The organism is Sphingomonas faeni (assembly GCF_030817315.1).
Classification (GTDB): Bacteria; Pseudomonadota; Alphaproteobacteria; order Sphingomonadales; family Sphingomonadaceae; genus Sphingomonas; species Sphingomonas faeni_C.
This window is the reverse complement of sequence record NZ_JAUSZF010000001.1, coordinates 3326159-3351508: the sequence shown is the minus strand read 5'-3', so window position 1 is coordinate 3351508 and position 25350 is coordinate 3326159. Positions and strand designations below refer to the sequence as shown.

The following is a 25350-nucleotide window of genomic DNA, read 5'->3' as shown; positions in this document are numbered from 1 at the left end:
CCGGCGCGGCTGACATCACCAGCCGCGGTAGCCGCGTAGCGTCTCGAACTGCGCCTCGCTTTGCGGCTTCAGCAGGAACACGACGACGCTTGGATGGGCGGCGCGCACCGCGCGGTCGATCGCCGCAACCGCCACTTCGATCTCCTGTGTGGTCAGTGCCGGTCGGAAGGCGACGCTTAGCGCGACCAGGATCTGATCCGGAGCCAAGTGGACGGTGATCGCGCCGTTTGCCATCTCGACGTCGGGGCAATCGGTGGTGATCTCGAGTATCGAACTCACCGTTGATGGCGCGGCCGTAACCCCGATCAACAGCTTCTTGCTGGTCGCAGCCAGGAATAGCGCCGTCGTTCCCAGGATCATTGCGATCATGACCGAGGCGACGCCGTCCCACATCGAGCTGCCCGTCATCGTCGTCAGGAACGTGCCAATGGCCGCGATCAAGATGCCCAGGATGCCGCTCGCCCCCCCGAAGAGCACTGTGAGCATCGTCGGGTCGCGGCTCATGCGGAGGAAATGCACGAAACCCGTCTTGCCGCGCTTGGTGTGGACGCCTCTGCTGACACTGATCATTGCCGGTATCTCGGCAAGCAGCGCCAGCAGAAGGACTCCGTAGCTGATCAGCGGCGACTCGATCACCGAGGCTCTGAGGATCTGATGGATGCCGTCGAGCAGCGCTACGCCGGCCCCTACCGCGAGGATCGTCATGGCGACGATGAAGTTCCAGAAGAACACTTCCCGGCCGAAGCCCAGCTGATGTTCCGAGGTGGACGGCCGTTTCCCGACCCAAAGGCCGTACAGCAGGAGGATCTCGCTCACCGCGTCGACGGTCGAATGGACGCCCTCGCTGAACAATGCCGAACTTCCGGTAGCTGCAGCCCCGGCGAATTTAACCGCAGCAACCAGCACGTCGCCCGCGAGCGCCAGATGGAGTGCTGAAGACGACCTACCCATGAACGACCTGCGCATCTTCACTCGCCTACATACGTCTTGGATTTTAGCGGAACCGGCGCGCCGGCTCGCAGATATTCCGTGACGGACGATTCTGACTGTGTTCCGGCGATGGCAGACATCGGTTCGATCGCGGTGTGCGGATCGAAGTCCTGGCATCGTCGAGATCGAAGCGTCCGCAACGAGTGGGGTTCCGGCCTAGACGAACCGAGGTATCGGTCCGGGGTGAGGCGTCTGGTCGGGCAGGTCGACTTCGATCTCATCGACATAACACCACCCCCACCCCTCGGGCGGATCATACCCTTCCATGATCGGGTGCTGCGTCGTGTGGAAATGCTTGGTGGCGTGCTTGTTGGGCGACTGGTCGCAACATCCGACATTGCCGCACTCGCGACACAGCCGAAGGTGAACCCACCAGCTCCCGATCTTGAGGCACTCCTCGCATCCGTTCGCGCTGGGCGTGACGTCGTGGATACTCGCCATATGGGTGCAACGGGTCATCATTCGTCCTTCCATTCACGCGGTTTCGGTACGCTGAGCGGATCTGTGCGGCATTCCACACGGAAACCGCGGAACTAACCGGAAACCGAAGACGCGTCTTGGACGTCCTGCACCTAAAATCGATGGTCAAAGGTAGGGCGACGGCGATCGCCAGTCCCAGTCGGGCGGCCGCCTGTCCTACTCTACGATCGACGCGAATGGATCATTTCTAGACCATTCCGGCTCCGATCCGACAATAGTCGGGTTGCCTCATCTGATACCGTCGCCGTGAACGGATGTGCTTACGGGAGCGACGGATGACGACCACGACAGAACGACTTGCTGAGCCAGGAGGTGAGCTGCGGGCCAGCCTCACCTTCGCGATGGCCGTCGCGGCAGGCGTCGCCGTCGCCAACATCTACTACAATCAGCCGATGCTCGGCGTCATGGAGAAGGACTTTCCAGGAAGCCTGACCTCCTTGGTGCCGACTGCGACCCAATTCGGCTATGCCGCCGGCCTGTTCCTTCTCGTACCGCTCGGGGACCTGGTCGAACGCAAGCGGCTCATCATCGTGCAGTTCCTGGTGCTGGCCGGGGCTCTCGTCGCCGCAGCGGTCGCGCCGACGGCCGGACTGGTCGTGGCAGCGTCGCTGCTGCTCGGTGTCGCCGCGACGGTCGCGCAGCAGATCGTGCCCTTTGCAGCGCATCTTTCGGCACCTGAGAAGCGCGGCGCCACCGTCGGCACCGTGATGTCCGGTGTCCTGTGCGGCATCCTTCTCAGTCGAACGCTCGCCGGCTTCGTCGCGACGCATGCTGGCTGGCGCGAGATGTTCTGGCTCGGCGTTCCCATGGCGCTCGCAGCGGGCGCGTGGATGGCGTTCAAACTGCCGCGCAGCCAACCGACGGCCGCTCTGAGCTACCCGCAGTTGATGCGATCGCTGCTAGGCCTATGGAACGAGTTCGGCGAACTCCGCCTCGCGGCCATCACGCAAGCCCTGATCTTCGCAGCATTCACGGCGTTCTGGACCATACTCGCCTTCCGCCTCCAACAGCCGCGGTTTGACCTGGGCGCCGAGGTTGCCGGACTGTTCGGCATCGTCGGAGCCGTTGGAATCCTAGCCGCACCGATCGCGGGCCGCATCGCGGACAAGCAGGGGCCGAAACGCGTCATCATCCTCGGCGCGGTACTCACGCTGGCCTCCTGGGTGCTTTTCGGCGTGTGGACCTCGATCGCCGGGCTGGTCGTCGGTGTGATCCTGCTCGATTTCGCCGTACAGAGCGCCCTCGTCTCGAACCAGCACGTCGTCTACGCGCTTCGTCCGGAAGCGCGGGCGCGGCTCAACACCATATTCATGGGCGCTATGTTTCTTGGCGGCTCCATCGGATCGGCGGGCGCTACCGAAGCCTGGGCGCTCGGTGGCTGGACCGGGGTTGCGGTTCTTGGCGGCGCGTTCTCGGCCGCGGCGGTGCTCATGCAGCTTTTCAGCCACGTCAAGCAGCGTTGAGCATGCGGATCGCCGGCGCCGGCGCCGGCGGTCGATGAAAGTCGTAGAGGACGGCCGCCTCGACAACGACGATCGTCCCGAACAGTGACGGACTGCAGCGCAACGCGGCCCGACCGATCCCACCTTCACGCTTCACGTTCAAAGACCTCATCGCTCAAGGCTAGGAGAGCTGTAAATGATCCCGATCCCCCACGACATCTTTACCGAACCCTCGGACGTTGATCCGAACACCCTCGCGAACCTGGGGCCGCTCCGTGCGCTGGCGGGATCCTGGCGTGCCACGAAGGGCTCGGACGTCGCCCCCAAGCCGGATGGCCCCGAACGTCGGGAGTTCATCGAGACCATCACGTTCGAGCCGATCGATCCGCAGGCCAATGGCCCCCAGCTCTTCTACGGGATGCGCTATCACATCCACATCACGACCGTTGAGGAAGACATCACCTTCCATGAGCAGGTCGGGTACTGGCTGTGGGAACCCGCAACCGGACTCATGCTCCAGACGCTCGCCATACCGCGGGGGCAGACGGCGATGGCCTCGGGTCAGGGCAAGCCGGGCGATGAGAGCATTACGCTGACGGCCAAGAGAGGGCAGACGAACTACGGAATCTGTTCGACCGACTTTCTCGAAGAGGCCTTTCGCACGGACGAATACCGGATCCAGATCACGTTCAATCCGGACGGCAGCTGGTCGTACGACATCCAGACGACGTTATCGGTTCACGGACAGGACACGCCGTTCATTCACCATGACCGGAACACGCTGCAGAGAGTCGGCGACGCGGTGCCCAACCCGTGGGCGCGGATCATAGCTGCGAAAACTGAAGAGGCGGGCAAGCCTGCTGCTGCTGCCCCCGTCACCTCGACCACGTAAGGCGAGACGTCACCCCGAGCGAAATGACAGCCGCCCACAGTGATCGGCTCGCATGTGGAAACGGGCGCGTCCACCGCGGTGCAGATGGACGCGGCCGCTATCCTACCGATCCCTTCAGAGGCGATGGAAGAACGCCTTGATCCGCTGCATCAGCGTTTCCGAAGGCCTGGACCGACACGATTTTACGAGAACCGGAACCAGTCGATCGACGCCACTCACGTCGATCAGATCGACGTCGGGCCGCTTCGCATGGGCATACCCCAACGCGTATGACACCACCTGCGGCTTGAATTCGTCTCGCAACGCGATGAAGTCGCGGCACGTTATGACCTCCGTCGGCTTCGCCTTCTTCGAACCCGCCTGCATGGCCGCATCTGCCGTCGAGGCTCCGGACAGCACGACGATGCTTGCGATCGCAAATCCGGATGCGATTTTCCCAAGTTTCTTGCTTGCCATAGTAAACGCCTTTTCTGTTGTGATATGCCAAAGGAATGCAAATTCAGGTATAGCATTCCGTTCCATACCTGAGTCCGCAGGACTCGGCGCTTCCTTGTCTATATATTGATCGATCTCTTTAATCATACGGAGGTGTTACCGCCGCATTACTAACCTCCCTATCTCTGCACGAAACACATACAAAGATATGATATCACTTCTTTTCCCAGCATCCTAAATGACGATGATCATAACATCAGTGTCACGAAGGATGAAGTCATGAAGCTCTGCATCTTAACAACTGCGTTGATCTTAGCCGCTCCAGCGATGGCACAGGAAGCCGGCTCTTCTTCAGGCACGACGTCGGGCGATCGCTTCTTCACGTCGGTCGACGGGTTCAAGGGCGAGCGGACGCCCGGCGGCTACCAGCCGGCGGGGTCGGCGCTCTCGTCCCCTCCCGCGCCCGGCGACATAGTGGAGTTCCGCGCACAGCCGCTCACGCCCGAACAGGCGTTTCCCAGCCCTGCACCGTTGGCGGACTACCCGCCCTGCGCGGCGAAACAATATGATCGATGCATGCAGCGTAAGTAATCGGGCGTATTGCTTTAGCCTCGTGACACCCCCGGCCGGCTGGTCTGCTTTGCCCAATCGGCGATGCCCAGCCTGTCGGGGAGTTCGCGCAGCATCGCATCGAGCCGCTCCGCTGGTCCGCTCGGACACCGGCTCTGCAGCGTGGCGACGGTCAGCCGCCCGTCCGATCCGCGCCATGTCACCGTGTACGACGAGGTGTCGGAAATCGCTGCGTCGCACGGAATGCGCGCTTCCGTTCCGAGGGTGGGACGAAATGCGGCGAGCTCGCTAGCCAGCATTTTATAGGCGTCTGCGCCGGCCTCTCGGCGGCGCGCTCCCAGAACTGCGGTATGACGCTGTCCGACGAAACTGACGGCGCCGTCCGACGCGATCGTCACGTCGAAAACCGGACAGAACCCGAAGCATGGACCGACCGAGACGGTGACCGTTTCGACCGACGATGGGTTCGGCTCCAACGCCACCGGTGGCGTTCCGGCGGCGCAGGCCCCCAGCGCCAGCAGCACTGATAAACCCGCGTTCTTTACGAAAACGCCCTTCACTTCGCCGCCTTTCGCAAATCCGCCGGCAGCATGCTGGATGGGCAGTAGCGATAGCTGGTACCTGGTCCCCGCGTCTGCAGCTTGAACGTCAACGCGTCGGCGACGGTCACGGTCTGACGTTCGATCGTTCGTGGTGCTGGTCCAGCGCCGGCGTCGATGCACGACTGCGACACGATGTAGCGACTGCCCTTTCGCGACAGGACTTGCGCACGGCACGCGCGGGTATGGGCCGTACTGATACCGCGGCCGTCATATTGCCTGATCGCCGCGTTGGGCGCCGACCCGCACTCCACGCCCTGCTGGACGTAGATGCCCGGCTTGAGCCGATAGACGCCTCCGGGTTTGGCGGAGTGGTCGACGCTGGCCATCGCCGGGAACGCGATGGCCAGTGATCCCAGTCCGAGCATGACCAGATCTCGTGTGGTGTTGCCTGCCATATCATCAATCCTTCTCGTTGCCGCGTCCGGCGCGCGAACGCGCATGAAGGCAAGACGTAGTCGATCGGCTAACGCCTTGCCGGTCAGCATCGGTCATGGCGGCTCCAGATCGGCCGCGTGCGCAGTCGGACGTAGGGATACAAGACAGCAACTGGCGTCATGCTCAAGATGCAACCGCCTCCCGGCAGTCGAAGCCGGCGCAGACCGAAGAGATTGACATCCGTCCGTCCAAATTTGCACCCCGTGTCCAAGACAGGCCGCGGGCGCTCGATAGAATAGCGGAATGACCAGCAAACGGCCCGATGGCATCCGCGAATATGACGAACCAGCCGGCGGCTGGGGCGCTCTCAAGGCGGTCGCCGCCACGCTGAAGCGCCAGCAGATCGAGGCGCAGGGCGTCAAGACGCTGCTCCGGAACAACCAGCCCGAAGGCTTCGACTGTCCCGGTTGTGCCTGGCCCGACCCCAAACACACCTCGGCGTTCGAGTTCTGCGAGAACGGCGCGAAGGCGGTGACGTGGGAGTCGACTGCAAAGCGGGTCGAGCCTGACTTCTTCGCCAAGCACACGGTTTCCGAACTCTGGGAGCAGCCGGACCATTGGCTGGAGGGGCAAGGTCGCCTCACTCACCCGATGCGGTACAATCCCGCCACGGATCACTACGAGGTGGTGGAGTGGCAGGAAGCGCTCGCCGACATCGGGGCACGGCTACGCGCTCTGGACCACCCCGACGAGGCGGAGTTCTATACGTCGGGCCGCGCGTCGAACGAGGCCGCATTCGTCTTTCAGCTTTTCGCACGCGCGTTCGGCACGAACAACTTTCCCGACTGCTCGAACATGTGTCACGAACCCACCTCGATCGGCCTTCCGAGATCGATCGGGGTCGGCAAGGCGACAGTCACGCTCGACGACTTCGACCACTGCGACTTCATATTCTCGATCGGCCACAACCCGGGCACGAACCATCCTCGGATGATGACGTCGTTGCACAACGCCTCGAAGCGTGGCGCGACGATCATAGTCATGAACCCCTTCAAGGAGCGAGCTCTCGAACGCTTCCAGGCGCCGCAAGAGCCGATCGAGATGGCGACCATGACGTCGGTGCCGATCGCCACCACCTATTTCCAGGTCAGGATCGGGGGCGACGCCGCGGCATTGAAGGGGATCTGCAAAGCCGTCGTGGATCTGGACCGCGCAGCCGCGGCTCAGGACTCCGATCCCATCCTCGACCACGACTTCATCGCCGGGCATACGGCCGGCTTCGCAGAGTTCGCCGCCGATCTCGACCTGGCGGAATGGGAGGACATAGAACGTTCGTCGGGCCTGACGCGCACGGATCTGGAAGGCATCGCCCGCGCCTATGTCGCTTCGAAGGCAGCGATCGTCAGTTACGGCATGGGGATCACCCAGCATCGGACGGGAACGTCCAACGTGCAGCAGATCGTCAACTTCCTGCTGTTGAAGGGCAACATCGGTCGCCTGGGCGCCGGCATCTGCCCGTTGCGCGGACACTCCAACGTTCAAGGGAATCGGACGGTCGGCATCACGGAACGGCCATCGGACGCCATGCTGGATCGGTTCCGCGACACGTTCGGCTTCGAACCTCCCCGGAAGTTCGGTCATTCGGTCGTGGAGTCGATCGCATCCATGCGGGACGGGACCTCGAAGGCCATCATCTGCCTGGGCGGGAACCTCGCCATCGCCGCGCCCGACCCTGCGGCATGCTTCGAAGGCTTTCGCAAGCTCGACCTTGCCGTCTCGCTTGCTACCAAACTGAACCGGACCCACCTTCTGACCGGCAAGGCGACGTACATCCTTCCCGTGATCGGACGTACGGAACTGGACTCCCAGGCGTCTGGCTCCCAGTCGATCACCGTCGAGGATTCGATGTCGATGGTGCATGCGTCCCGGGGCTTCCTGACGCCGCCCATGGGAGAAACGCGATCGGAGCCTTGGATCCTGGCGAGCATGGCCCGTGCCACGCTCGGCTCGCGGGTGCCGGTGGACTGGGAAGGTCTGGCAGCTGACTATTCGGTGATCCGGGACAAGATCGAGTCCGTCTATCCCGAGTTCGACGGATTCAACGAACGCATCCGTCATCCAGGCGGGTTTCAGCTTCCTAACGCCGCGCAGCAGCGGATCTGGAACACGGGATCCGGCAAGGCCAACTTCCTGATCTTCAACCACCTCGAAGAGGACGCGCAGACTGAAGACGTCAATGTCCTTCGTCTGGCGACGATGCGGTCGCACGATCAGTACAATACGACGATCTATGGCCTCGACGATCGCTACCGCGGCGTTTTCGGCCGGCGCGACGTACTGATGATGAACGAGGATGACATGGCCCGCCTCGGGCTCGTGGAAGGCGATCTCGTCGACGTCGAGACCGCGCTCGAGCACGCTCATCCCGACCGCGTCGTTCGGGCGTTGACCGTGATCCGCTACAATCTTCCTCCCAACTGCTGCGGTGCCTACTACCCCGAAAGCCAAGCCCTCGTCGCTCTCGAGCATATCGACAAGCAGTGCCTGACACCGTCGTACAAGTCGGTTCCCGTACGCGTGGTGCCAGCCGCCAGTCGATCGCCAGGGGCAACCGCGATCGCGCGCGAAGGCCTCACCGGCGTTCCGCTGGGCGCCGCCGCGGCAGGACCGTCCCCAAGGGAGCCGGTTCCGGGTCAAAGCTGAAAGTGGCGGCCCCCTGCGCCGCCGCGGCACGAGCCGGCTCTGCAAGTTTCAATTCGTAACGAAAGGAATATCATGGCGTACGTTACCACCTCGGATGGCGTAGAGATCTTCTACAAGGATTGGGGTCCGAAGGACGCGCAGCCTATCGTGTTCCATCATGGCTGGCCGCTGTCCGCGGACGACTGGGACGCCCAGATGCTGTTCTTCCTCTCTCACGGGTACCGCGTCGTGGCACATGATCGCCGCGGTCACGGCCGCTCCGAGCAGGTCGGAACCGGGCATGACATGGATCACTACGCCGCAGACGCGTCCGCCGTCGTCGAGCACCTCGATTTGAAGAACGCGGTGCATATCGGACACTCGACGGGTGGCGGCGAGGCCGCACGATACGTGGCGCAGTACGGCCAGCCACAGGGACGGGTCGCCAAGCTGGTGCTCGTCAGCTCGGTCCCGCCGCTGATGCTGAAGACCGAAGCCAATGCCGGCGGCACGCCGATCTCCGTGTTCGACGGCTTCCGCAAGGCGCTGGCCGACAACCGTGCCAACTTCTACCTGGCCGTCGCCTCCGGCCCGTTCTACGGGTTCAACCGGGCGAACGCGACGGTTTTCGAGGCGGTCATCGACAACTGGCGGCGCCAGGGGATGATGGGCGGCGCCCTAGCGCATTACGAGGGCATCAAGGCCTTCTCGGAAACCGACCAGACCGAAGACCTCAAGGCGATCACGGTCCCGACCCTGGTCCTGCAGGGCGATGACGATCAGGTCGTGCCCTACGCCGACGCTTCGCTCCTCCAGGCCAAACTGGTGAAGAACGCCAAGTTGAAGATCTACGAAGGCTATCCTCACGGGATGCTGACCACGCATGCAGACGTGATCAACCCGGACATCCTCGCTTTCGTCGAGGAATGAAGGTTCCGGGTTAACGCCTAGCGGGAGGGGTTGAGGCACCGCCTCTCTCCTCCTCGCGACCAAGCCATGGAGTTGGCCGGCTGAGATGCGACATATTGCGCATCAGGGCCACGGCCTCGCAGGCTCGACCGAGCGCAATCCGATGTTCCGGCGCCTAGGCTTGGTGGAAGGGCTGGTTGAAAGGCCCCTATTCCTCCGTAAGGCAACGCCAAGCGATCTCGGCTGATTCCCTGGCGCACCGCAGCGCTAGTGCCAGCTCCTCATGATCGACCGGATCGCGTGCCCCCCACCGCATCGCGGCATCAAGCGACAGCTGGATACTGTGGAACGAGTTCACGAGCGTGATCGATGGCGTCGGACGCCGATCTACGGCTTCCGACACCTTCGCTTTCGCAACGTCGGTTCCAACATTCGAAAGAGGTCGTTCGCGGCTGGTGGGCGCAGGGGTCGACTCGTCCGGCATGATCGTTCCTCATCGGAGACACACTCATTAGAATGCATCCGAATCCGACCGATAGCCCCAAAGGAGGGGTTTGCGGACATTTCGTGATCGATCGATAAATTAAATTCATGGTCGCCTCGGTACGGCGCTGTCGCAAGACGTACCCGATTGCGGCTCCCGCTTCGACTTAAAGGCTGATGAAGCCGCGGCGCGCCGCGATCGCGACGGCGTTTGCGCGGTCCGATGCCCTGAGCTTGGCGAATATGAGCTTCATGTATCCCTTCACCGTCTCTTCGGCGAGACCGAGGTCGTTTCCAATTTCCCGGTTCGACTTGCCGTCCCTAGCGAGGCTGACGATATCACGTTCTCGCTTCGTCAACTGGTCGCTGCGGAAGACGGCCATGTTCTGAGCGACCTGATGATCGATCGTCTTTGTGCCTTTGTCGGCGTTGCGGATGGCCTCGAACAACTCCTTTCGGAGGTTGGTCTTCAACATGTACCCTACGGCCCCCGCGTTCAAAGCGCGAATGGCGCGGGCATCCCCCGAGTATGTCGTCAGGATCACGATCTTGGCGGATGGATGGTCGGCTATTATCGCTGAAATCACATCGACGCCGTCGAGATGCGGCATCTGCATGTCCAGCAGCATCACATCGGGCATCAACCTTCCGTAGGCCGCCACTGCTTCCAATCCGTCGCTGGCTTCGCCAACGACCTCGAAATCGTCCTGCGTTGCGATGAAGGCCTGCATCCCGGACCGGATCAGCTCATGATCATCAGCCAGAAGGACTCGTATCTTTCGGCTTGAATCGTCGGACGTCGTCCGGCCCGTCCCCGCGGGCTCCTTCGGTGGAATGGCCATCGGTGTTCCGATCATTTCTTCGTCGGTCTGTACGCTCTGGGCGTACCGGCCGTTTACTGTGATAGCGTGTTCTACAAGCCGAGATCATAGTGCCTCGGTGACGGCTCTGCATCAAGTCGTGCCGGTTGGCGTCTAATTGACATGATCGTTCGGTCTGCAAGACTGCGTCTGATCGGCGGTACCAACGCGCTATCGGGCGTACGCACCCGAGCTAGCCTTCGGCGGACCGATCGTTCCCAGATGAACCTTCGGCATGCTGAACGATGGGGACGAAAGCGGATACACGCGGTCCGGTGTGGACCCGGAAAGGTGTATCCGCACCCGTGACTCAGGCCTTCGAAACGCCCGGCTTGGAAACAATTCCCTGAGTTTCACTCGGGAACCGGGCCAACATGGCCGGATCGATGTTCAGATGCTCCGTGACTAGCGATGGCGGAAGGTGGCTGATCCAATTGGCCAAGGACACCTCTTCGTACCGGTCGGAACGGAACACCTCCACGAACTGCAGCACGTCGTCGCCGGTGTTTTCGACGAAATGCCCGAGGTTACGCCGAACTACGCCGACGTCGCCGGCGCGGAAGTCGTTCGTCGTCGCTTTGGGACCGGTGTTGAAGACGGTCATCCGCGCGCTGCCGCGCAGATAATATTGCCATTCGTCTGCGTTGGGGTGCCAATGCATCTCACGCATGCCGCCCGGCTCCACGGTTACGAGCGCGGTCGCCACGGTCGTGGCGATCGGGAAGTTGCTGCTGTCCGCGATCTGGATCGAGCCGCCGCTGTTGCTCTTCACCATCGGCGAACGCGAAAGGCGGAAGATGACGGCCTCGGTACCGCTGGCGACCTTGGCCGCAAGCCGGTCCGCTTCGAGATCGCCCGGTTCCTTGCCCTGGAAGATCCAGAGGTTGTGCAGCGGAATGTCCTTGAACGCTTCGACCGGCACGCCGAAGTTCTTTGCCAGGACATCGGGCGGCGTATGCGCGAACCAGTCCGTGATCAGAAGCGTGTTGCTCTCCGACTGCGACCCGTCGTCGAAGGCGATGACGAACTCGCCGCCGTCCGGACCGAGTCCTTGCAAGGAGTGCGGCAGGCCTGGTGGGAAGTACCACAGATCGCCGGCCTCGACGTCTTCGATACTCGGACGCCCGTGCTTGTCGAGCGTCGTGACGCGGCAGCGGCCGCGGGTCATGATCGCCCATTCCGCCGTCTGGTGCCAGTGCAGCTCGCGGATGCCGCCTGCGGCGAGGTACATGTTGACGCCGGAGATCTCGGTCGAGATCGAGAAGTCGGCTTGGGTCAGTTCACGGGCCCATCCGCCTTTCTGCTGGCGACGCGGCGAGATGTTGAACGACGACCAGAAGAACGGCTGCGTACTGATGTCGGTCGCAGGAGCGTCTCCTTGCGACGGAAACTGGCTTTCCAGCACGGTATTGCGCGGCCCGGTCATGATCCCGCTCTTGGGATCGTCCTTGATATTGATGTTCCCCTCGGCGGGCAGATCAGGGTTGCCGAAGACTGGCGGTTCGTGATTTGGAGCGGGTTGTGGACTGCGCATCTCGGTCATGACGGTTCCTCGACTTGTCGCTGTTTTCTGAAACGGGGGAGGCGTAGCCGTCCGCCCGAATTGCAAATGTGCCATGCCCGGCAGCGAACCTAGTCATACCTAGGTTTCGAGGCTTACAGTGCCTCCGGCGAAATCAGTCGGATGCAAGCGACAGTAGCAATCAACGGTATCAGCGGCGTTACATCAGGCCACGTCCTTGCAACCGCCACCGAAAGAGCAGCTCCTGCTGGCAGCGCGAACAACGAGAGCCAGCGAATACTGCACCAGTTGACCTGCCCATCGACGAGGTCTTTCAAAAGATCGGTCAACGTGCCGGTCGCGTAAGTGGTCGTCGCGCCATGATCGACCCCGTCCCGTTTGGCAGCGACGGTCTGGAACGCCATGGCGGCGGCGGACGCCGCTATGAGGCAGAGCACGACTGGACCCGAGCGCGTGCTGCACCACCACATCAGCACGACAGCGGCATGACATATTGCCGAGACGATCAGAGCCTTGCGCGCCGCGCCGCTGTGCCCGGCCCTCGCAGTGCGAAAACCTACGACAAGGGCGATTGCGAAGGCGGCGATCGCCGTGAGCGCGCCAATCAGGATCGAGGGATAGTCGGGACGGCCGTACATGGTCGCGAGGACCGCATTGCCGGTCATGTTCGCTGTGAATATACCGCCAAGCACGAGGTAGGCGAAGCCGTCTGCAGCGCCTGCCCCGAAGGACAGAAGCGGTAGAGCCACCCTCCAGCGATCAATGCCGAGACCATTCTCTTTTCCGACGGGGGGTGTTGATCCAACTGGAATGGGTGACGTCGACACGGTCCGATCTCCCTTTCGATGTCGCTGTTACGATCGAAGCAACCTTCGAACTGCGAGGACACGTAGGATGGGGAGGGCCGCGCTCCATTCATACGAAGATATGTCACGGGTCACGCTGCGCGGGCCCGATCAGGCGAACTGTAAAGGAGCAATCGATAAGGTTAGCTTGTGGCGGATCGGCAGGTTAATCGGACGCACATGTGTTCGGATCCTGCGTCAATTCTGATCGTGCTGCACGACTTTTCATTAGGCGGGACCGAACGCATCGCGGCGCGTTTGGCCGCGGCTTGGGCAAAAAAGGGTGCTAGGATCACGGTCTTCGCCGGATCCGGCAATGGACCTTTGGGCGTCCTCGCTGGTGACGACGTCGAGGTAGTCATTGCCGATCCCCCGATCCCGAGAGCTATTGGCTCGCGCCGGCGTCTGGCGCGCGCGGCGCGCGCGTTCGTCGCGAAGCGTCGGTTCGACGGCGTGTTCGTACCCGGGAATTTCCATTGGCCTGTCGCGGCCGCCTTGGCCAAGCGCGGTGTACCCGTCGTCGCGCAGGTCAGCGCGGCGCTGGACAAACCTCAGCGTGGCCGGGTGCGGCAATGGGCGTTCGAGATGAGGATGCGGCGGCTGTTGCGGCGGGTGGATGCGATCGTCGCGCTGTCAGACGTGGCGCGGGATCAGGCGAACCGTATCCTGCGGCGCTCCCTCGCGACGACGATCGCGCTGCCCGCGCTCCCCGATGACGTAGCGCCTCCGCAACCGGTTCCCGATACGCAACCGCCGATCGTACTGGCGGCGGGAAGACTGGTGCCCGAAAAGGGGTTTTCGCGATTGATCGAGGCGTTTGCCACACTGCCCGAGTGCGCAGCACGGCTCGTGATCGTTGGTGATGGGCCTGAAGCGGAGGGGCTTCGTCAACAGATCCACGCGCTGGGTATCGCCGATCGCACGGAGTTGGCAGGTTACGTCACGGACATCCGGCCGTGGCTCGACGCCGCGCGGTTGCTCGTGCTCGCCTCGGATTTTGAGGGTTTTCCGGCGGTCGTGATCGAGGCGCTGGCGGCGGGACGGCCAGTGATCGCGACCGACTGCACGCCTGCGACGCGGTTGCTGGATACACCGGGGGCGGGGATGGTCGTCCCGTTGCGTGACGGCGCGGCATTGGCATCGGCCATCGAGACGATACTGGCTCAAACGCCGGCGAACCCGATTACGTTGGCGGCGCTTGTCGCGCATCATCGGATAGGCGCCGTGGCGGTCGCGTATCTGACCCTGTTTGAAGGATTGCAGGGGTGAGCGACCAGCCGGTGCGGATCGCCTATGTGATCAATTCGGTCGAAGGTGGCGGGGCGGCGTCACCGGTGCCGGTCGTACTCGGCGTGCTGCGCGATGGCGGCGCGGAGATCGCGGTCTTCGCCCTCACCGCACGTGATCGGCGGGGCGAGGCGGCGATCCGCGATGCCGGGTTCGACGTGCATGTGCGCGTCGGCGGCGAGACCGATCATGCCGCAGCGCTCCGTTGGCTTGACGCGACCTTGCGCGACTGGAAGCCGACGCATCTGTGGACATCTCTGACCCGGGCCACTCTTCTCGGGCAGATCGTGGGCCTTCGCCGCGGTTGGCCCGTAGTGAGTTGGCAGCATGCGGCGTTCCTGAAGCCGGCCAATCGCGTACTGCTTCGTGCGATGCAGCGGCTGTCGAGGTTGTGGGTCGGCGACTCCTCGGCCGTTACGCGGTTGACGGCGGAGCGACTGCGGGTGCCAACCGACCGCTTGGTGCAATGGTCGATCTTCCGCGCCGAGCCCGACGCGCTTCAGGCCTCTCCGTGGCGCTCGGGGCAGCCGGTTCGGATCGGCAGCCTCGGTCGACTCCACCGCGTGAAGGGCTACGACGTGCTCATCGATGCGCTGGCGCTGGTCGAGACGAGCACGCCATATGAACTGGTCATCGCAGGTGACGGGGCGGAACGCGAAGCGCTCGGCGCCCGCGCGCGGGCTCTTGGGCTGGAGACGTTGCGGTTCGCCGGTTATGAGGCCGACCCGGCAGCGTTCCTCGCCAATTGCCACCTCTACGTACAGCCGTCGCGATCAGAGGGATTGTGCGTCGCCGCGCATGAGGCGATGCAGACTGGGTTGCCGGTGATCGCCTCGGCAGTCGGCGAACTCCCCGCTAGTATCATCGAGGGAGAAACCGGCTTTACCGTCCCTCCCGGCGATCCCGTCGCGCTGGCCGCGGCCCTTTCGAAGGTCCTGGCCGATCCCGCTCAACTGGCAGCATTGGGTCGAGCGGGCCGCGTCCGCGTTCTCGCCACGTTCGGACCGGAGCGGTTCGCCGCGACTGGTCTTGCTATCCTCGAACGGATGCGCGCTTTCGGACTGCACGACCGAGCTTCCTGACCTCGCGCACGGCTTCGATTGAAAGCCCGCGCAACGACAATTCGGTCCGTTTCATATCGACCAGCGTCACAGGCCCCGCCGCTGACAACGTATGGAACCCCTCGACGTACGGCGCACACGAGGTCGGTGGCACGAGCGCAGCCCCCACCTCAGCCTCAAAAAGCTCACTGTTCAAGACGGTGATCGTCAGCGGACGGATCGCACCCCCGTAGGTTCGGCTACAGTCCTGCACCGGCAGCACGATCAGGCCATCGATCACCAACGGCATCCCACCCGGCCGTGCACTCGCGACATCGACGCGTACCGGGTTGGCAGGATGGGGCGTCCAAGGGCCCGACAGCCGCTCGGCGGAGGCGACGTGCAACGCGCTCATCTTGTCCGGCTCGCGGTCGGCCGAGGTGTAGAACAGCCACCACAGCCCGTCATGGAAGACTGGCGTCGCATCGACCGCGACGTGATCGAGTTCGATCACGTGCGCCGGCTCCCACTGGGTCGGGAAGCCCACCGCGCGGTACAGGGTCAGGCGGCTCGAGCGATGCGCCTCCGGGAGCATCCACGTCTCGCCCTCCGCCTCGAACACGAGCGGGTAGGACAGATGCCAAGGCTCGTTCAGGACTGGCTGGCGATCGACCAGACGGAAGTCGCAGTCGTAGACCAGCACTTCGATCGCCCCGATACGGACGCGATAGTCGTAGGTCTCGACGAATACGTACAGCCGTCCGTCGCGCCACAGCCCGAAGGGGTCCGCTAGGAACTGGAAGCTGCGCATTGGCGGCAACCACGCGATCGGAAAGCCCTCGATCGAGCCGCGCTCGAGGATCGCCTCGGCGGCCGCCATCACGATGGCCGGGCGCCAGATGTCCTTGCGTAGAGCCACGGTGGTCGATCGATCCTAAAAGCAGCGCCGGCAGTGGCGCCGCGGGGGCCTTCTCGCGGCGGTTCAGGCGACGCGCAACCCCTGCGTTCCCGCCCCGGTCCCGGGTTCGCGCTGAGGCAGGGCGGTCGGGACCGTGTCGCCGAGCACGCTCATCACCGCGCGCGCCGCACGAACGGCGGACCGTTCCGCGGTCAACTCGAAGCTGCGCTGGAAGAGGGCGCACTGGACCGGCCGATACCGATCATGCCTCGCCACCGCACGGTCGAGGGCGCCGCCAAGTCCTTCGATGCCGGTAACAACCTCGCCCGCCTGCCAGTGGGCGTAGTTCGCGTCGCCTTCCCAATTTGTCGCGTGCGCGTCGAGGAACACGCAGGGCCGCGGCGTGTGGAGGAACTCGTACACCTGGCTGCTAACATCGCCGAGATAGATGTCGGCAGCCCCCGTATAGGTCATGTCGGTCGACGCCGCGCTGCCTAGATCGACATGGATGTTGGGCGCATCGAGGAAGCGCTGATCGATCCGGCCGGCACGATCGATCCGAAGCTTGTCGATCGTCAGCACGAACTTGCGGTGGAACAGCATGACGTGGGGCGCGAAGATGAGGTTGTACCGGTCGTCGTGTAGGAAATGCTCCAGCACCGCGCGGCCCTGGTCATACCAGGACGACAGGTGCGGCGACGGATGCGGGTTGTAGAGCACGGTCGGCTTTCCGTTCGCCTGGAACGGTAGGCGCGGTGCGGGCTCGGGCATGAGGTCGAACTTGGGGTACCCGATCAGGCTCATCCGATCCAATGGCACGCCGGCCTCGCGATGCAGGCGCTGGCGGATCTTGGTGCCCGACACCAGCACGTGATCGAACGTCGCGCTGTGCTTGTTGAAGCCTATCGCCCGGTCGCCAGCGCCGTGACGCGTGTGGATGATCTTGAGATCGTCGAGGCCGTAGCGTGTCTTGAGCAATAGCGAGGTCTTCTCGGCGACGACCAGCGCATCGAGCGAGCGGAAGAAGTCGAGATTGTCGCGGTAGATGCCGATCTTGGTCACCGGCAGCGCCCATTCGAGCGTGGTCGCCAGCGCTCGCGTGAACGCGCGCCGCAGGTCCAGTTCGATCAGCGGAACGGTGACGCCCAGTCGCGCGCACAGCCGCCGCACTTCGTCGGTTAGCCGGGCGTTGGTGGTGGCGACGACGATCTCCGCATCCGGATAGCCCTCCACCATCGCCAAGGCGGTCGGGAGTGCGTGGGCGACCTGATGGACTTGGTCGTGATTGAACAGAAAACCGATCTTCATGCCCGGTAGACGTTCCCGACACGGGCGATCCTCACTAAACCTTTTGGTAACTTGCGGACCCGCGAAACTTTGCGTTCGTCGGGGCAACCTGGAGGGTCTAAGCGCTCGCGATGCGTTCGTTCCTAAACCGTATGACGTGTCGGCCGGCGCATTCCGCGAAACCTGGACCGCCCCGCGATGGGCAGTCGGGCCTCCGGCTGGTGCTTGCCAACCTCGGCCACCTGCTCGGCGGCAAGGCGGCGGCGGGGGTGATGAGTCTCGTCTACCTGGTGCTGGTGACGCATCGGCTTGGCGCGGCGGACTACGGCGTACTGGTGCTCGTCAATGGCTATGCGGTGCTGATCGGCAGCGTCCTGGCATTCTCCGGCTTTCACGGCGTGGTGCGTTATGGCGGGATCGCTCTCCAAGGGGGGGATCACGCCGGATTCGCCCGTATCGTCCGGTTCCTCGCGGTGATCGAACTTGGATGTGGCGCAGTCGCCGTGATCATCGCCGCCCTGCTGGTGCCGCTGATCGGACCGCGCCTCGGCTGGTCGCCGGACACGATACGCGTCGCCGTGCCGTATTCGCTCGCGGTGATCGCGACGGTCCGCGCGACCCCGCAGGGCCTGTTGCAGATCGCCGACCGGTTCGACCTGATCGGTGTCCATCAGGCCGTGTCACCGTTAATCCGCCTCGTCGGTGCGCTCGGGATCTGGTTCGCGGGCGGCGGGCTGACGGGCTTCATCGCGGTCTGGCTGATCGCGGCCATCGCGGAAGGGCTGGCCATGTGGGGCTTCGGCTGGGTGGCATGGCGCAAGCTCGCGGCTGGCGAACGTGTACGCGGACCATGGCGCGGCGCTGCACGTGACACCGAAGGCCTGAACCGCTTCATCCTCATCACCAACTTCGACATCACTGTACGCGAACTCGCACCCAACCTCGCGCCGCTTACGGTGGGCTGGCTGCTCGGGCCTGCGGCGGCGGGGTTGCTCGCGCTGACCCAACGCGCCACGTCGCTGCTCGCCCAGCCGACGGTGTTGCTCAGCCAGGCAAGCTACGCGGTCCTCGCCGCCCAGGTGGCACGCAACGATCTGACCGCGCTGAGGCATACCGTCTGGCGAAGCGCCGGTCTGGCGCTTGCGATCGCACTGCCGATCGTCCTCATCCTGGCGTTTGCAGGTGATCGGCTGCTCAGAACGCTGGGCGGCGCGAGCTTCGGTGGCGGTACGATCCTCCTGATCCTCATCGCAACCGCCCGCGGCGCTGGGCTGGCCAGTGCGCCACTTGCATCGGGATTGACCGCGCTGGGCCTGCCGGCCCGGTCGATGACCGTTGGGCTCGTCACGAGCCTCGCGCTCTACCCGCTCCTGCCCGCTATGCTGTCGGCGTTCGGCACAGACGGGGCGGGATGGCACGCGCTGCTCCAGAACGGCGTCGCGATCGTTGCACTCGCGCTGATGTTCCGCACCAACGCGAAGGCCATGCCAGCATGACGCTCGGCGGCTCCGCACGGCCTTCCTTCCCGAGCGGGCGATGCTCCCGCGGCTGCTCGTCGCCCGCCTCGGCAGCGTCGAGGAGGCCGAAGACGCGTTAAAGGATCTCTGACTGAGGCTTACAACGGTGACCAGCGGTCCGATCGCCGAACCTGTCGGTTAGATCCGCCGATGGCGAACAATATCGCGGTCTTCCGGCGTCGCACCGCGCGGCGGGCGCATCGCTACACGGATTGGATAAGTATAGCCGCCGGTTAGCGTTATTGGACTAAGATCTTTTTTCTCAAATAAGATATTCTGTCGCCGACCTTATTAATCAGATCTCATCTACGCCGACTTGGCCGAAGTTGCCGACATCATACGCTTGTATGATATGATGGGATATCCGCCAATGATTGGATAGTCGGACCGCAGGCACTGCAGCCGCCTGCTTAAGGTCTGATCCAAGAGGGCGGCGATGAGGGTGCACTTCGAATTCCTGTACAGATGTCGGCCGGCGGGTCGCATGCAAGCACCGGCAGGCCGCACGGCCTCCCGCAGTCCGATGCTTAGGTGGCACCAGACCTGCGTTGGCCCGTTGACGTCTGCCTTGGCCCTGGCGGGTTGTTCCGAAGCTTCGAAGACCAGCCCAGTGCCGCCGCCGGTTCAGGTAGGCGTGGTGACACTTACCGCTGGCCCGGTCACCACGACACAGGAACTTTCCGGCAGGACTGTCGCCACGAACTCCTCCGATGTGCGTCCACAGGTTGATGGCATCATCCTCGCGCGCCTGTTCAAGGAGGGCTCGTTCGTCCAAGCGGGACAGCCACTCTATAGGATCGACCCCCGCCCCTACCACGCCAGCCGCGACCAGGCGGCAGCGGCGCTGGAGAGCGCGCAGGCGGCCTACGCCTCGGCTCAATCGCAGGCGGTGCGCTACAGGTCCCTGAGTGATCCGGATGCTATCAGCGGGCAGCAGTTGGACAACACGATCGCTGCCGAGCGGACCGCCCGTGCGGCAGTCCACCAGACGGCCGCCGCGCTTGAGGCCGCCCGCATCAATCTCGGATACACGCTCGTCCGTGCGCCGATCAGCGGGCGCATAAGCCGCTCCTTGGTGACCCCAGGCGCACTGGTGACGGCGAGTCAGGCCACAGCCCTCGCGACCATCCAGCAACTCGATCCGATCTACGTCGACGTGGTCCAGTCGGCCGATTCGCTCCTCGCCCTGCGTCGCGCTCTGGCCAAGGGGAGTGCTCTGCCCGCAAGTGCCGCGGTCAGGCTCAAACTATCCGATGGAAGCGAATATCCGGAAGCCGGTCGGATCGAATTCACCGAGGTTACTGTTGACGAGAACGCCGGGACGGTCGCGTTGCGAGCCCGCTTTCCAAATCGGCACGACATTCTGCTGCCCGGCATGTTCGTGCGCGTGGCCGCACCGCAGAGCGTGATACCGAACGGAGTGCTCGCACCTCAGCAGGGCATCACCCGCGATCCCAAGGGCAACGCGAGCGCGCTCATCGTCGGCAAAGGCAACACCGTGGTGCGGGTCCAGGTGACCGCTATTCAGGCGATCGGCAGTTCCTGGCTGGTGACGAGAGGGCTGAAGAGTGGCGACAGGCTCATCGTCGTCGGCACTCAGAACGCGATTCCCGGCAGCGTGGTGACACCAACGCTCACGCACCTTCCAGAAGAGGTGCGCAGCCAGTGAGTGAGTTCTTCATTCATCGCCCGATCTTCGCCTGGGTGTTGGCCATAGGCGTCATGATGGCGGGCATCCTCGGCATTTCCACCCTGCCGATCGCCCAATACCCCGACATCGCACCTCCATCGATCAGCATCACCGCCGTCTATCCGGGCGCGAGCGCGCAGACGGTGCAGTCGAGCGTGACACAGGTGATCGAGCAGCAACTCACCGGCATCGACGGGTTGCTCTACTTCTCCTCATCATCGAGTTCCGCCGGCACCGCATCGATCACCGTGACGTTCGCAAAAGGGACCGACCCGGACATCGCGCAGGTACAGGTGCAGAACAAGGTGGCTCAGGCGAACTCGCGCCTGCCGAGCGAGGTGCAGCAAGAAGGAGTCACCGTCGCGAAGTCGAACAGCGACTTCCTGCTTATCGTGGGTCTGTACGACACCACCGGCAAATCCGGTCAATCAGACGTGGCGGACTGGATGGTGAACAACCTTCAAGACGACATCTCCCGCATCAATGGCGTCGGCCAAGCGCAACTGTTCGGTTCGGGCTACGCCATGCGGATCTGGCTGGAGCCGCAGAAGCTTGCGGCGGTGCAGCTCATGCCCTCCGACGTCGCCAGTGCGGTGAAGTCGCAGAACGTGGACTTGTCGGCGGGGCAGCTCGGCCAGTTGCCTGCCGTCACCGGGCAGCAGCTCACCGCCATCGTCAACGCCAAGTCGCGGCTTCAAACACCCGAACAGTTCCGCAGGATCGTGGTCAAGACCGAGACGGACGGAACGGTGATCCATCTGTCTGACGTCGCTCGCGTGGAGATGGGCAGCGACAGCTACGCCACGACAGCGCAGTACAACGGTAAACCCGCGGCCGGACTGTCGATCCAACTCGCTCCTGACGCCGACGCGCTCAAGACGGCCGAAGCGATCAAGACCAGGGTCGCGCAGCTAACCACCCATCTCCCGCCCGGATATGCCATCGTCTACCCACGCGACACCACGAGCTTTATCAAACTCTCCGTAAACGACGTCGAGAAGACGCTGCTCGTAGCGATCATCCTGGTCGTGCTGGTGATGTTCGTCTTCCTTCAGGATTGGCGGGCGACGCTCATCCCGGCGATTGCGGTACCTGTCGTTCTTCTCGGCACGTTCGGGATACTTGCCGTGTTCGGCTACTCCATCAACACGCTGACGCTGTTCGGCATGGTGCTAGCTATCGGACTGCTGGTCGACGACGCCATCGTCGTCGTCGAGAACGTCGTGCGGGTCATGGACACTGAGAATCTGACCCCCACGGACGCTACGTCGAAGTCGATGGCCGAGATCGGGTCTGCGCTCGTGGGAATAGCGTTGGTGCTATCCGCCGTGCTGCTGCCCATGGCGTTCTTCGGCGGTTCGACGGGCGTTATCTACCGACAGTTCTCCATCACGATAGTTTCCGCGATGGTGCTCTCAGTGATGGCCGCGCTCATCCTGACGCCGGCTCTTTGCGGAACGCTGCTGAAGCCCTCACGGACCAGCAGGCTTGCGGGGCATGGCCTGGGCGCGCGCTTCAACCGCCGATTTGATAGGGTGACGGAGCGCTACGTGGCGACGGTCGGTGTGGTATTGGGACGTTCGGTGATCCACCTTCTCGTCTACGCAGGCATCATCGTCGTCATTGGTGTCATGTTCGTCCGACTTCCAAGCGGATTCCTGCCTAATGAGGATCAGGGAATCGCTCTGGTTCAGTACACCTTGCCTACCGGTGCCGCCCAATCGCGCACCGACGCCGTGCGCACGCAAGTCGACGATTTCTATCTCGGGCCGGAGCGCCGCAATGTCGTCGGCCTCATGACGATCGACGGCTATAATTTCTCCGGCTCATCCCAGAATGCCGGGTTCGGCTTCATCACGCTCGCACCATTCAGCGATCGCAAGGGATCGGCGAACACCGTCGATGCGATAAACGCGCGTGCTACGAACGCGTTCGCCAGGATCAGCGATGCTCAGGTATTCGCGCTGACCCCGCCACCGATCAGCGGGCTGGGCCAGTCGAACGGCTTTACCTTCGAGTTGCAGAACTCCACCGGGCTCTTGGCCGACAGGTTCGAGACGGAACGCGACCAGCTCATTGCCGCTGCGAACAAGGATCCGCAGCTTACAGGCGTACGCATGAATTCGCTGGCCGACACATCCCAGCTGAAGGTCACGTTGGATGAGGCCAAACTGGCGGTGTTAGGGCTTGCCGAAAGTGACGTGACGGCGACGCTGAGCGCTGCATGGGGTGGTAGTTATATCAACGACTTCATCGACCGCGGCCGCGTCAAGAAGGTCTACATGCAGGCCGACGCACCGTACCGTATGCTCCCTGGAGATCTTGGCGGCTGGTTCGTACGCTCGAGTGCGGCCAGCGGCGGCGCTCCACCGACCATGGTGCCGTTCTCAAGCATCGCCAGCACCACTTGGGAGAAGGGACCAACGGCACTCAGCCGGTTCAACGGCCTGCCCTCATACGAGATACTCGGCAGCCCCGCCCCCGGCATCAGTTCTGGGGCGGCGATGCAGCGAATGGCGGAGCTGTCGCACCAGTATGCACCCGGCACGACCTACGCTTGGAGCGCCCTTTCCTATCAGGAGAACGTCTCGTCCGGCGAAGCTCCTCTGTTGTACGGCCTCTCGCTCCTGGTGGTCTTCCTCTCCCTTGCAGCGCTCTATGAGAGCTGGAGCATTCCGTTCGCAGTCATGATGGTCATACCGCTCGGCGTGATCGGAGCGGTGCTTGCCGTGACGGTGCGGGGGTTGGAAAACAACATCTACTTCCAGATCGGTCTACTCACGACGATGGGCCTGGCTGCGAAGAATGCGATCCTCATCGTCGAGTTCGCAGACGCCGTGCGCAAGCAGGGCAAGGACGCCGGGGCCGCAGCCCTGGAGGCGGCAAGGATGCGCCTACGGCCGATCCTGATGACCTCCGTGGCGTTCGTGGCCGGGGTCTTTCCGCTCGCGATCGCGACGGGCGCTGGAGCCGCCAGCCGCATCGCCATCGGGACCACCGTCATCGGCGGCATGCTGACAGCCACCGCCATCGCCATCTTCTACGTACCCCTCTTCTTCGTCGTCGTCCTGAAGGTGTTCCGCCGCAGCGGTGCCCCCAGTCCGGTAAATGACGTTGTGGAGGGGGTAAGCTGATGCGCCGCCGCCTGACATCTCTCCCGCTCATCTGGATGCTCGCCGGGTGCGACTTGGCTCCGCACTACCTTCGCCCCGAACTACCCGTGCCGTCATCGTGGCCGGCCGGCGATGCCTACCCCGTATCGAAAGGCGAGACAGCTGGGCTTCCGTGGCGATCAGTCGTGACCGACTCGAGGCTGCGATCCATCATAGAGCTCGCTCTCGCCAACAATCAGAACCTTGCCGCGACCGTTGCCAACGTTGCCGCCGCCCGCGCACAGTATCGCGGGCAGCGGGCAGCGCAGTTTCCCGAGTTCGGAGCGAGCGTGAGTTCCACGGTCGATCGACCGAGCACCGCGACTGACCGATCCAATCTATCCGCCGCGAGCATTGGCATCAGCAGCTTCGGAATCGACCTGTTCGACAAGCAGAGGAATCTCAGCAAGGCGGCGTTCCAACAGTATCTCGCGACGTACGCCGGGATGCGGTCAACGCGCATCCTGCTCATTGCCGAGACCGCAAGCGCGTTCGTCACCTATGCGTCCGACCGCGAACTGCTCGCGATCGCGCAATTGACGGTGGCGAGCGGAACACGCGCACTTGAGCTGACCAAGTCGCTGCACCGATCAGGTCTGGTAGCAGGAAGCGATGTCGCCGATGCCGAAACCATCGTAGCCCAGGCGCAGTCTGACGTTGCCCAGTTCACGACGCAGCTCGCAAAGGATCGCAACGCAATCGAGTTGCTGGTCGGCTTTCCGCCTAGCGACCAGCAGCTGGAGGTCTCACTGAAGGCCTTCGACGCGTCGATCGCTTTGGTGCCCCCCGGATTGTCATCGGCGGTACTGCTGCAGCGCCCGGACGTCGTGCAGGCGGAACACGTGTTGCAAGGAACGACCGCGAACATAGGGGTCGCGCGAGCCGCATTCTTCCCGACGATATCTCTGACCGCCGCCCTCGGCTTTGCTAGCGCTACGCTGGGCGCGCTTTTTACCGGCGGCGCATTTGGAATGAACAATTCGGCAGGAGTGTCGATGCCGATCCTAGGCGGTCCGACGCGAGGCAACCTTGAGTACGCCCGAGCACAGCGCGATCAGAGTCTCGCGAACTACCGCCACGTGGTGCAGACCGCGTTCCGCGAGGTGGCCGATGCGCTTGCACGCCGAGGAACGATCTACCGCCAGCGCGAAGCCCAGGCGCGATTGGTGGCGGCCGCTTCAACGAGTTACCGACTGGCGGAGGCTCGGTACCGAACGGGCACGGCGACTTTTCTCAGCGCGCTCGTTGCGCAGCGAACCCTCTACGCTGCCCAGCAGACGCAGTGCGCGACCGTTCTCGCAGATCTGCAGAACCGGATTGATCTCTACCAGTACATCGGAGCGGACGGCGGTGCCTGATGCTGGATTGTTGCGGGTCCGCACCTGTTCTAAA

At 63.4% G+C, this 25350-nt stretch carries 22 protein-coding genes; 11 read left to right on the top strand and 11 right to left on the bottom strand.

Annotation, left to right across the window (positions count from 1 at the left end; all coding sequences use genetic code 11):
- Positions 1–15: 15 nt before the first annotated feature.
- Positions 16–966: a cation diffusion facilitator family transporter gene (locus QFZ54_RS15590; RefSeq protein ID WP_307088587.1), complete on the bottom strand. Its 951-nt coding sequence runs from the start codon at positions 964–966 to the stop codon at positions 16–18.
- A gap of 180 nt (positions 967–1146) precedes the next feature.
- Positions 1147–1449: a UBP-type zinc finger domain-containing protein gene (locus QFZ54_RS15585; protein ID WP_307088586.1), complete on the bottom strand. Its 303-nt coding sequence runs from the start codon at positions 1447–1449 to the stop codon at positions 1147–1149.
- 296 nt (positions 1450–1745) lie between these two features.
- Between QFZ54_RS15585 and QFZ54_RS15580 the strand changes: the two genes are divergently transcribed.
- Complete coding sequence (locus QFZ54_RS15580; RefSeq protein ID WP_307088584.1) at positions 1746–2933, top strand: MFS transporter; 1188 nt, start codon at positions 1746–1748, stop codon at positions 2931–2933.
- On the opposite strand, the gene QFZ54_RS15575 is transcribed toward QFZ54_RS15580, so the two are convergent.
- Positions 2920–3084: a hypothetical protein gene (locus QFZ54_RS15575; protein ID WP_307088582.1), complete on the bottom strand. Its 165-nt coding sequence runs from the start codon at positions 3082–3084 to the stop codon at positions 2920–2922. The two genes, QFZ54_RS15580 and QFZ54_RS15575, sit on opposite strands and share 14 nt — an antisense overlap.
- Before the next feature lie 24 nt (positions 3085–3108).
- Between QFZ54_RS15575 and QFZ54_RS15570 the strand changes: the two genes are divergently transcribed.
- The gene (locus QFZ54_RS15570) at positions 3109–3804 is read left to right on the top strand and encodes an FABP family protein (protein ID WP_307088580.1); all 696 of its coding nucleotides are present in this window, start codon (positions 3109–3111) and stop codon (positions 3802–3804) included.
- Between the two features lie 114 nt (positions 3805–3918).
- Here the strand turns inward: QFZ54_RS15570 and QFZ54_RS15565 are convergent, their stop codons facing one another.
- Positions 3919–4386, bottom strand: a complete 468-nt coding sequence (locus QFZ54_RS15565) for an HdeA/HdeB family chaperone (protein ID WP_307088578.1) — start codon at positions 4384–4386, stop codon at positions 3919–3921.
- A gap of 132 nt (positions 4387–4518) precedes the next feature.
- Here QFZ54_RS15565 and QFZ54_RS15560 point away from each other — a divergent pair, with 132 nt between their 5' ends.
- Positions 4519–4830 carry a hypothetical protein gene (locus tag QFZ54_RS15560; protein ID WP_307088576.1) on the top strand — a complete coding sequence of 104 codons (312 nt, stop codon included), beginning with the start codon at positions 4519–4521 and terminating at the stop codon, positions 4828–4830.
- Positions 4831–4844: 14 nt separating this feature from the next.
- On the opposite strand, the gene QFZ54_RS15555 is transcribed toward QFZ54_RS15560, so the two are convergent.
- Both QFZ54_RS15555 and QFZ54_RS15550 read right to left on the bottom strand, forming a co-directional pair.
- Positions 4845–5369 carry a DUF6438 domain-containing protein gene (locus QFZ54_RS15555; RefSeq protein ID WP_307088574.1) on the bottom strand — a complete coding sequence of 175 codons (525 nt, stop codon included), beginning with the start codon at positions 5367–5369 and terminating at the stop codon, positions 4845–4847.
- On the bottom strand, positions 5366–5806 hold the full coding sequence (locus tag QFZ54_RS15550; protein WP_307088572.1) for a hypothetical protein: 441 nt from the start codon (positions 5804–5806) through the stop codon (positions 5366–5368). The genes QFZ54_RS15555 and QFZ54_RS15550 overlap by 4 nt, the downstream gene beginning before the upstream one ends.
- Before the next feature lie 283 nt (positions 5807–6089).
- Here QFZ54_RS15550 and QFZ54_RS15545 point away from each other — a divergent pair, with 283 nt between their 5' ends.
- Both QFZ54_RS15545 and QFZ54_RS15540 read left to right on the top strand, forming a co-directional pair.
- Entirely contained in the window at positions 6090–8489 is a 2400-nt protein-coding gene (locus QFZ54_RS15545) for an FdhF/YdeP family oxidoreductase (RefSeq protein WP_307088571.1), read from the top strand.
- Between the two features lie 72 nt (positions 8490–8561).
- Positions 8562–9398: an alpha/beta fold hydrolase gene (locus tag QFZ54_RS15540; RefSeq protein ID WP_307088569.1), complete on the top strand. Its 837-nt coding sequence runs from the start codon at positions 8562–8564 to the stop codon at positions 9396–9398.
- A 629-nt stretch (positions 9399–10027) separates the two neighbouring features.
- On the opposite strand, the gene QFZ54_RS15535 is transcribed toward QFZ54_RS15540, so the two are convergent.
- The 3 genes from QFZ54_RS15535 to QFZ54_RS15525 all read right to left on the bottom strand — a co-directional run bounded on the left by QFZ54_RS15535 (position 10028) and on the right by QFZ54_RS15525 (position 12991).
- Positions 10028–10702, bottom strand: coding sequence for a response regulator transcription factor (locus QFZ54_RS15535; RefSeq protein WP_307088567.1), 675 nt, complete (start codon positions 10700–10702; stop codon positions 10028–10030).
- A gap of 328 nt (positions 10703–11030) precedes the next feature.
- Positions 11031–12263, bottom strand: a complete 1233-nt coding sequence (locus QFZ54_RS15530; RefSeq protein ID WP_307088565.1) for a cupin domain-containing protein — start codon at positions 12261–12263, stop codon at positions 11031–11033.
- Positions 12264–12376: 113 nt separating this feature from the next.
- Positions 12377–12991 carry a DUF1275 family protein gene (locus tag QFZ54_RS15525; RefSeq protein WP_307088563.1) on the bottom strand — a complete coding sequence of 205 codons (615 nt, stop codon included), beginning with the start codon at positions 12989–12991 and terminating at the stop codon, positions 12377–12379.
- A 276-nt stretch (positions 12992–13267) separates the two neighbouring features.
- Here QFZ54_RS15525 and QFZ54_RS15520 point away from each other — a divergent pair, with 276 nt between their 5' ends.
- Positions 13268–14356, top strand: a complete 1089-nt coding sequence (locus QFZ54_RS15520) for a glycosyltransferase (RefSeq protein ID WP_307088561.1) — start codon at positions 13268–13270, stop codon at positions 14354–14356.
- Positions 14353–15456 (top strand): glycosyltransferase, encoded by a 1104-nt coding sequence (locus QFZ54_RS15515; protein WP_307088559.1) that lies wholly within the window; start codon positions 14353–14355, stop codon positions 15454–15456. Before QFZ54_RS15520 ends, QFZ54_RS15515 begins: the two co-directional genes overlap by 4 nt.
- Here the strand turns inward: QFZ54_RS15515 and QFZ54_RS15510 are convergent.
- The gene (locus QFZ54_RS15510; RefSeq protein ID WP_307088558.1) at positions 15407–16333 is read right to left on the bottom strand and encodes a glucosamine inositolphosphorylceramide transferase family protein; all 927 of its coding nucleotides are present in this window, start codon (positions 16331–16333) and stop codon (positions 15407–15409) included. The two genes, QFZ54_RS15515 and QFZ54_RS15510, sit on opposite strands and share 50 nt — an antisense overlap.
- A 63-nt stretch (positions 16334–16396) precedes the next feature.
- The gene (locus QFZ54_RS15505; protein WP_307088556.1) at positions 16397–17620 is read right to left on the bottom strand and encodes a hypothetical protein; all 1224 of its coding nucleotides are present in this window, start codon (positions 17618–17620) and stop codon (positions 16397–16399) included.
- A 110-nt stretch (positions 17621–17730) separates the two neighbouring features.
- Between QFZ54_RS15505 and QFZ54_RS15500 the strand changes: the two genes are divergently transcribed.
- From QFZ54_RS15500 to QFZ54_RS15485, 4 genes are all read left to right on the top strand, one after another.
- Positions 17731–19095 (top strand): lipopolysaccharide biosynthesis protein, encoded by a 1365-nt coding sequence (locus QFZ54_RS15500; RefSeq protein ID WP_307088554.1) that lies wholly within the window; start codon positions 17731–17733, stop codon positions 19093–19095.
- A 505-nt stretch (positions 19096–19600) separates the two neighbouring features.
- A complete protein-coding gene (locus QFZ54_RS15495) occupies positions 19601–20785 on the top strand; it encodes an efflux RND transporter periplasmic adaptor subunit (protein ID WP_444965521.1) in 1185 nt (394 codons plus the stop codon).
- The gene (locus tag QFZ54_RS15490; RefSeq protein ID WP_307088550.1) at positions 20782–23940 is read left to right on the top strand and encodes an efflux RND transporter permease subunit; all 3159 of its coding nucleotides are present in this window, start codon (positions 20782–20784) and stop codon (positions 23938–23940) included. The genes QFZ54_RS15495 and QFZ54_RS15490 overlap by 4 nt, the downstream gene beginning before the upstream one ends.
- Positions 23940–25316 (top strand): efflux transporter outer membrane subunit, encoded by a 1377-nt coding sequence (locus QFZ54_RS15485; protein ID WP_307088548.1) that lies wholly within the window; start codon positions 23940–23942, stop codon positions 25314–25316. The genes QFZ54_RS15490 and QFZ54_RS15485 overlap by 1 nt, the downstream gene beginning before the upstream one ends.
- Positions 25317–25350 lie beyond the last annotated feature (34 nt).

Bases quoted from the DNA above. Each gene is read 5' to 3' on its own strand.
- QFZ54_RS15590 (WP_307088587.1), bottom strand. From the start codon at position 966: ATGCGCAGGTCGTTCATGGGTAGGTCGTCTTCAGCACTCCATCTGGCG.
- QFZ54_RS15585 (WP_307088586.1), bottom strand. From the start codon at position 1,449: ATGACCCGTTGCACCCATATGGCGAGTATCCACGACGTCACGCCCAGC.
- QFZ54_RS15580 (WP_307088584.1), top strand. From the start codon at position 1,746: ATGACGACCACGACAGAACGACTTGCTGAGCCAGGAGGTGAGCTGCGG.
- QFZ54_RS15575 (WP_307088582.1), bottom strand. From the start codon at position 3,084: ATGAGGTCTTTGAACGTGAAGCGTGAAGGTGGGATCGGTCGGGCCGCG.
- QFZ54_RS15570 (WP_307088580.1), top strand. From the start codon at position 3,109: ATGATCCCGATCCCCCACGACATCTTTACCGAACCCTCGGACGTTGAT.
- QFZ54_RS15565 (WP_307088578.1), bottom strand. From the start codon at position 4,386: ATGATTAAAGAGATCGATCAATATATAGACAAGGAAGCGCCGAGTCCT.
- QFZ54_RS15560 (WP_307088576.1), top strand. From the start codon at position 4,519: ATGAAGCTCTGCATCTTAACAACTGCGTTGATCTTAGCCGCTCCAGCG.
- QFZ54_RS15550 (WP_307088572.1), bottom strand. From the start codon at position 5,806: ATGGCAGGCAACACCACACGAGATCTGGTCATGCTCGGACTGGGATCA.
- QFZ54_RS15545 (WP_307088571.1), top strand. From the start codon at position 6,090: ATGACCAGCAAACGGCCCGATGGCATCCGCGAATATGACGAACCAGCC.
- QFZ54_RS15540 (WP_307088569.1), top strand. From the start codon at position 8,562: ATGGCGTACGTTACCACCTCGGATGGCGTAGAGATCTTCTACAAGGAT.
- QFZ54_RS15535 (WP_307088567.1), bottom strand. From the start codon at position 10,702: ATGGCCATTCCACCGAAGGAGCCCGCGGGGACGGGCCGGACGACGTCC.
- QFZ54_RS15530 (WP_307088565.1), bottom strand. From the start codon at position 12,263: ATGACCGAGATGCGCAGTCCACAACCCGCTCCAAATCACGAACCGCCA.
- QFZ54_RS15520 (WP_307088561.1), top strand. From the start codon at position 13,268: ATGTGTTCGGATCCTGCGTCAATTCTGATCGTGCTGCACGACTTTTCA.
- QFZ54_RS15505 (WP_307088556.1), bottom strand. From the start codon at position 17,620: ATGAAGATCGGTTTTCTGTTCAATCACGACCAAGTCCATCAGGTCGCC.
- QFZ54_RS15500 (WP_307088554.1), top strand. From the start codon at position 17,731: ATGCGTTCGTTCCTAAACCGTATGACGTGTCGGCCGGCGCATTCCGCG.
- QFZ54_RS15495 (WP_444965521.1), top strand. From the start codon at position 19,601: ATGCAAGCACCGGCAGGCCGCACGGCCTCCCGCAGTCCGATGCTTAGG.
- QFZ54_RS15485 (WP_307088548.1), top strand. From the start codon at position 23,940: ATGCGCCGCCGCCTGACATCTCTCCCGCTCATCTGGATGCTCGCCGGG.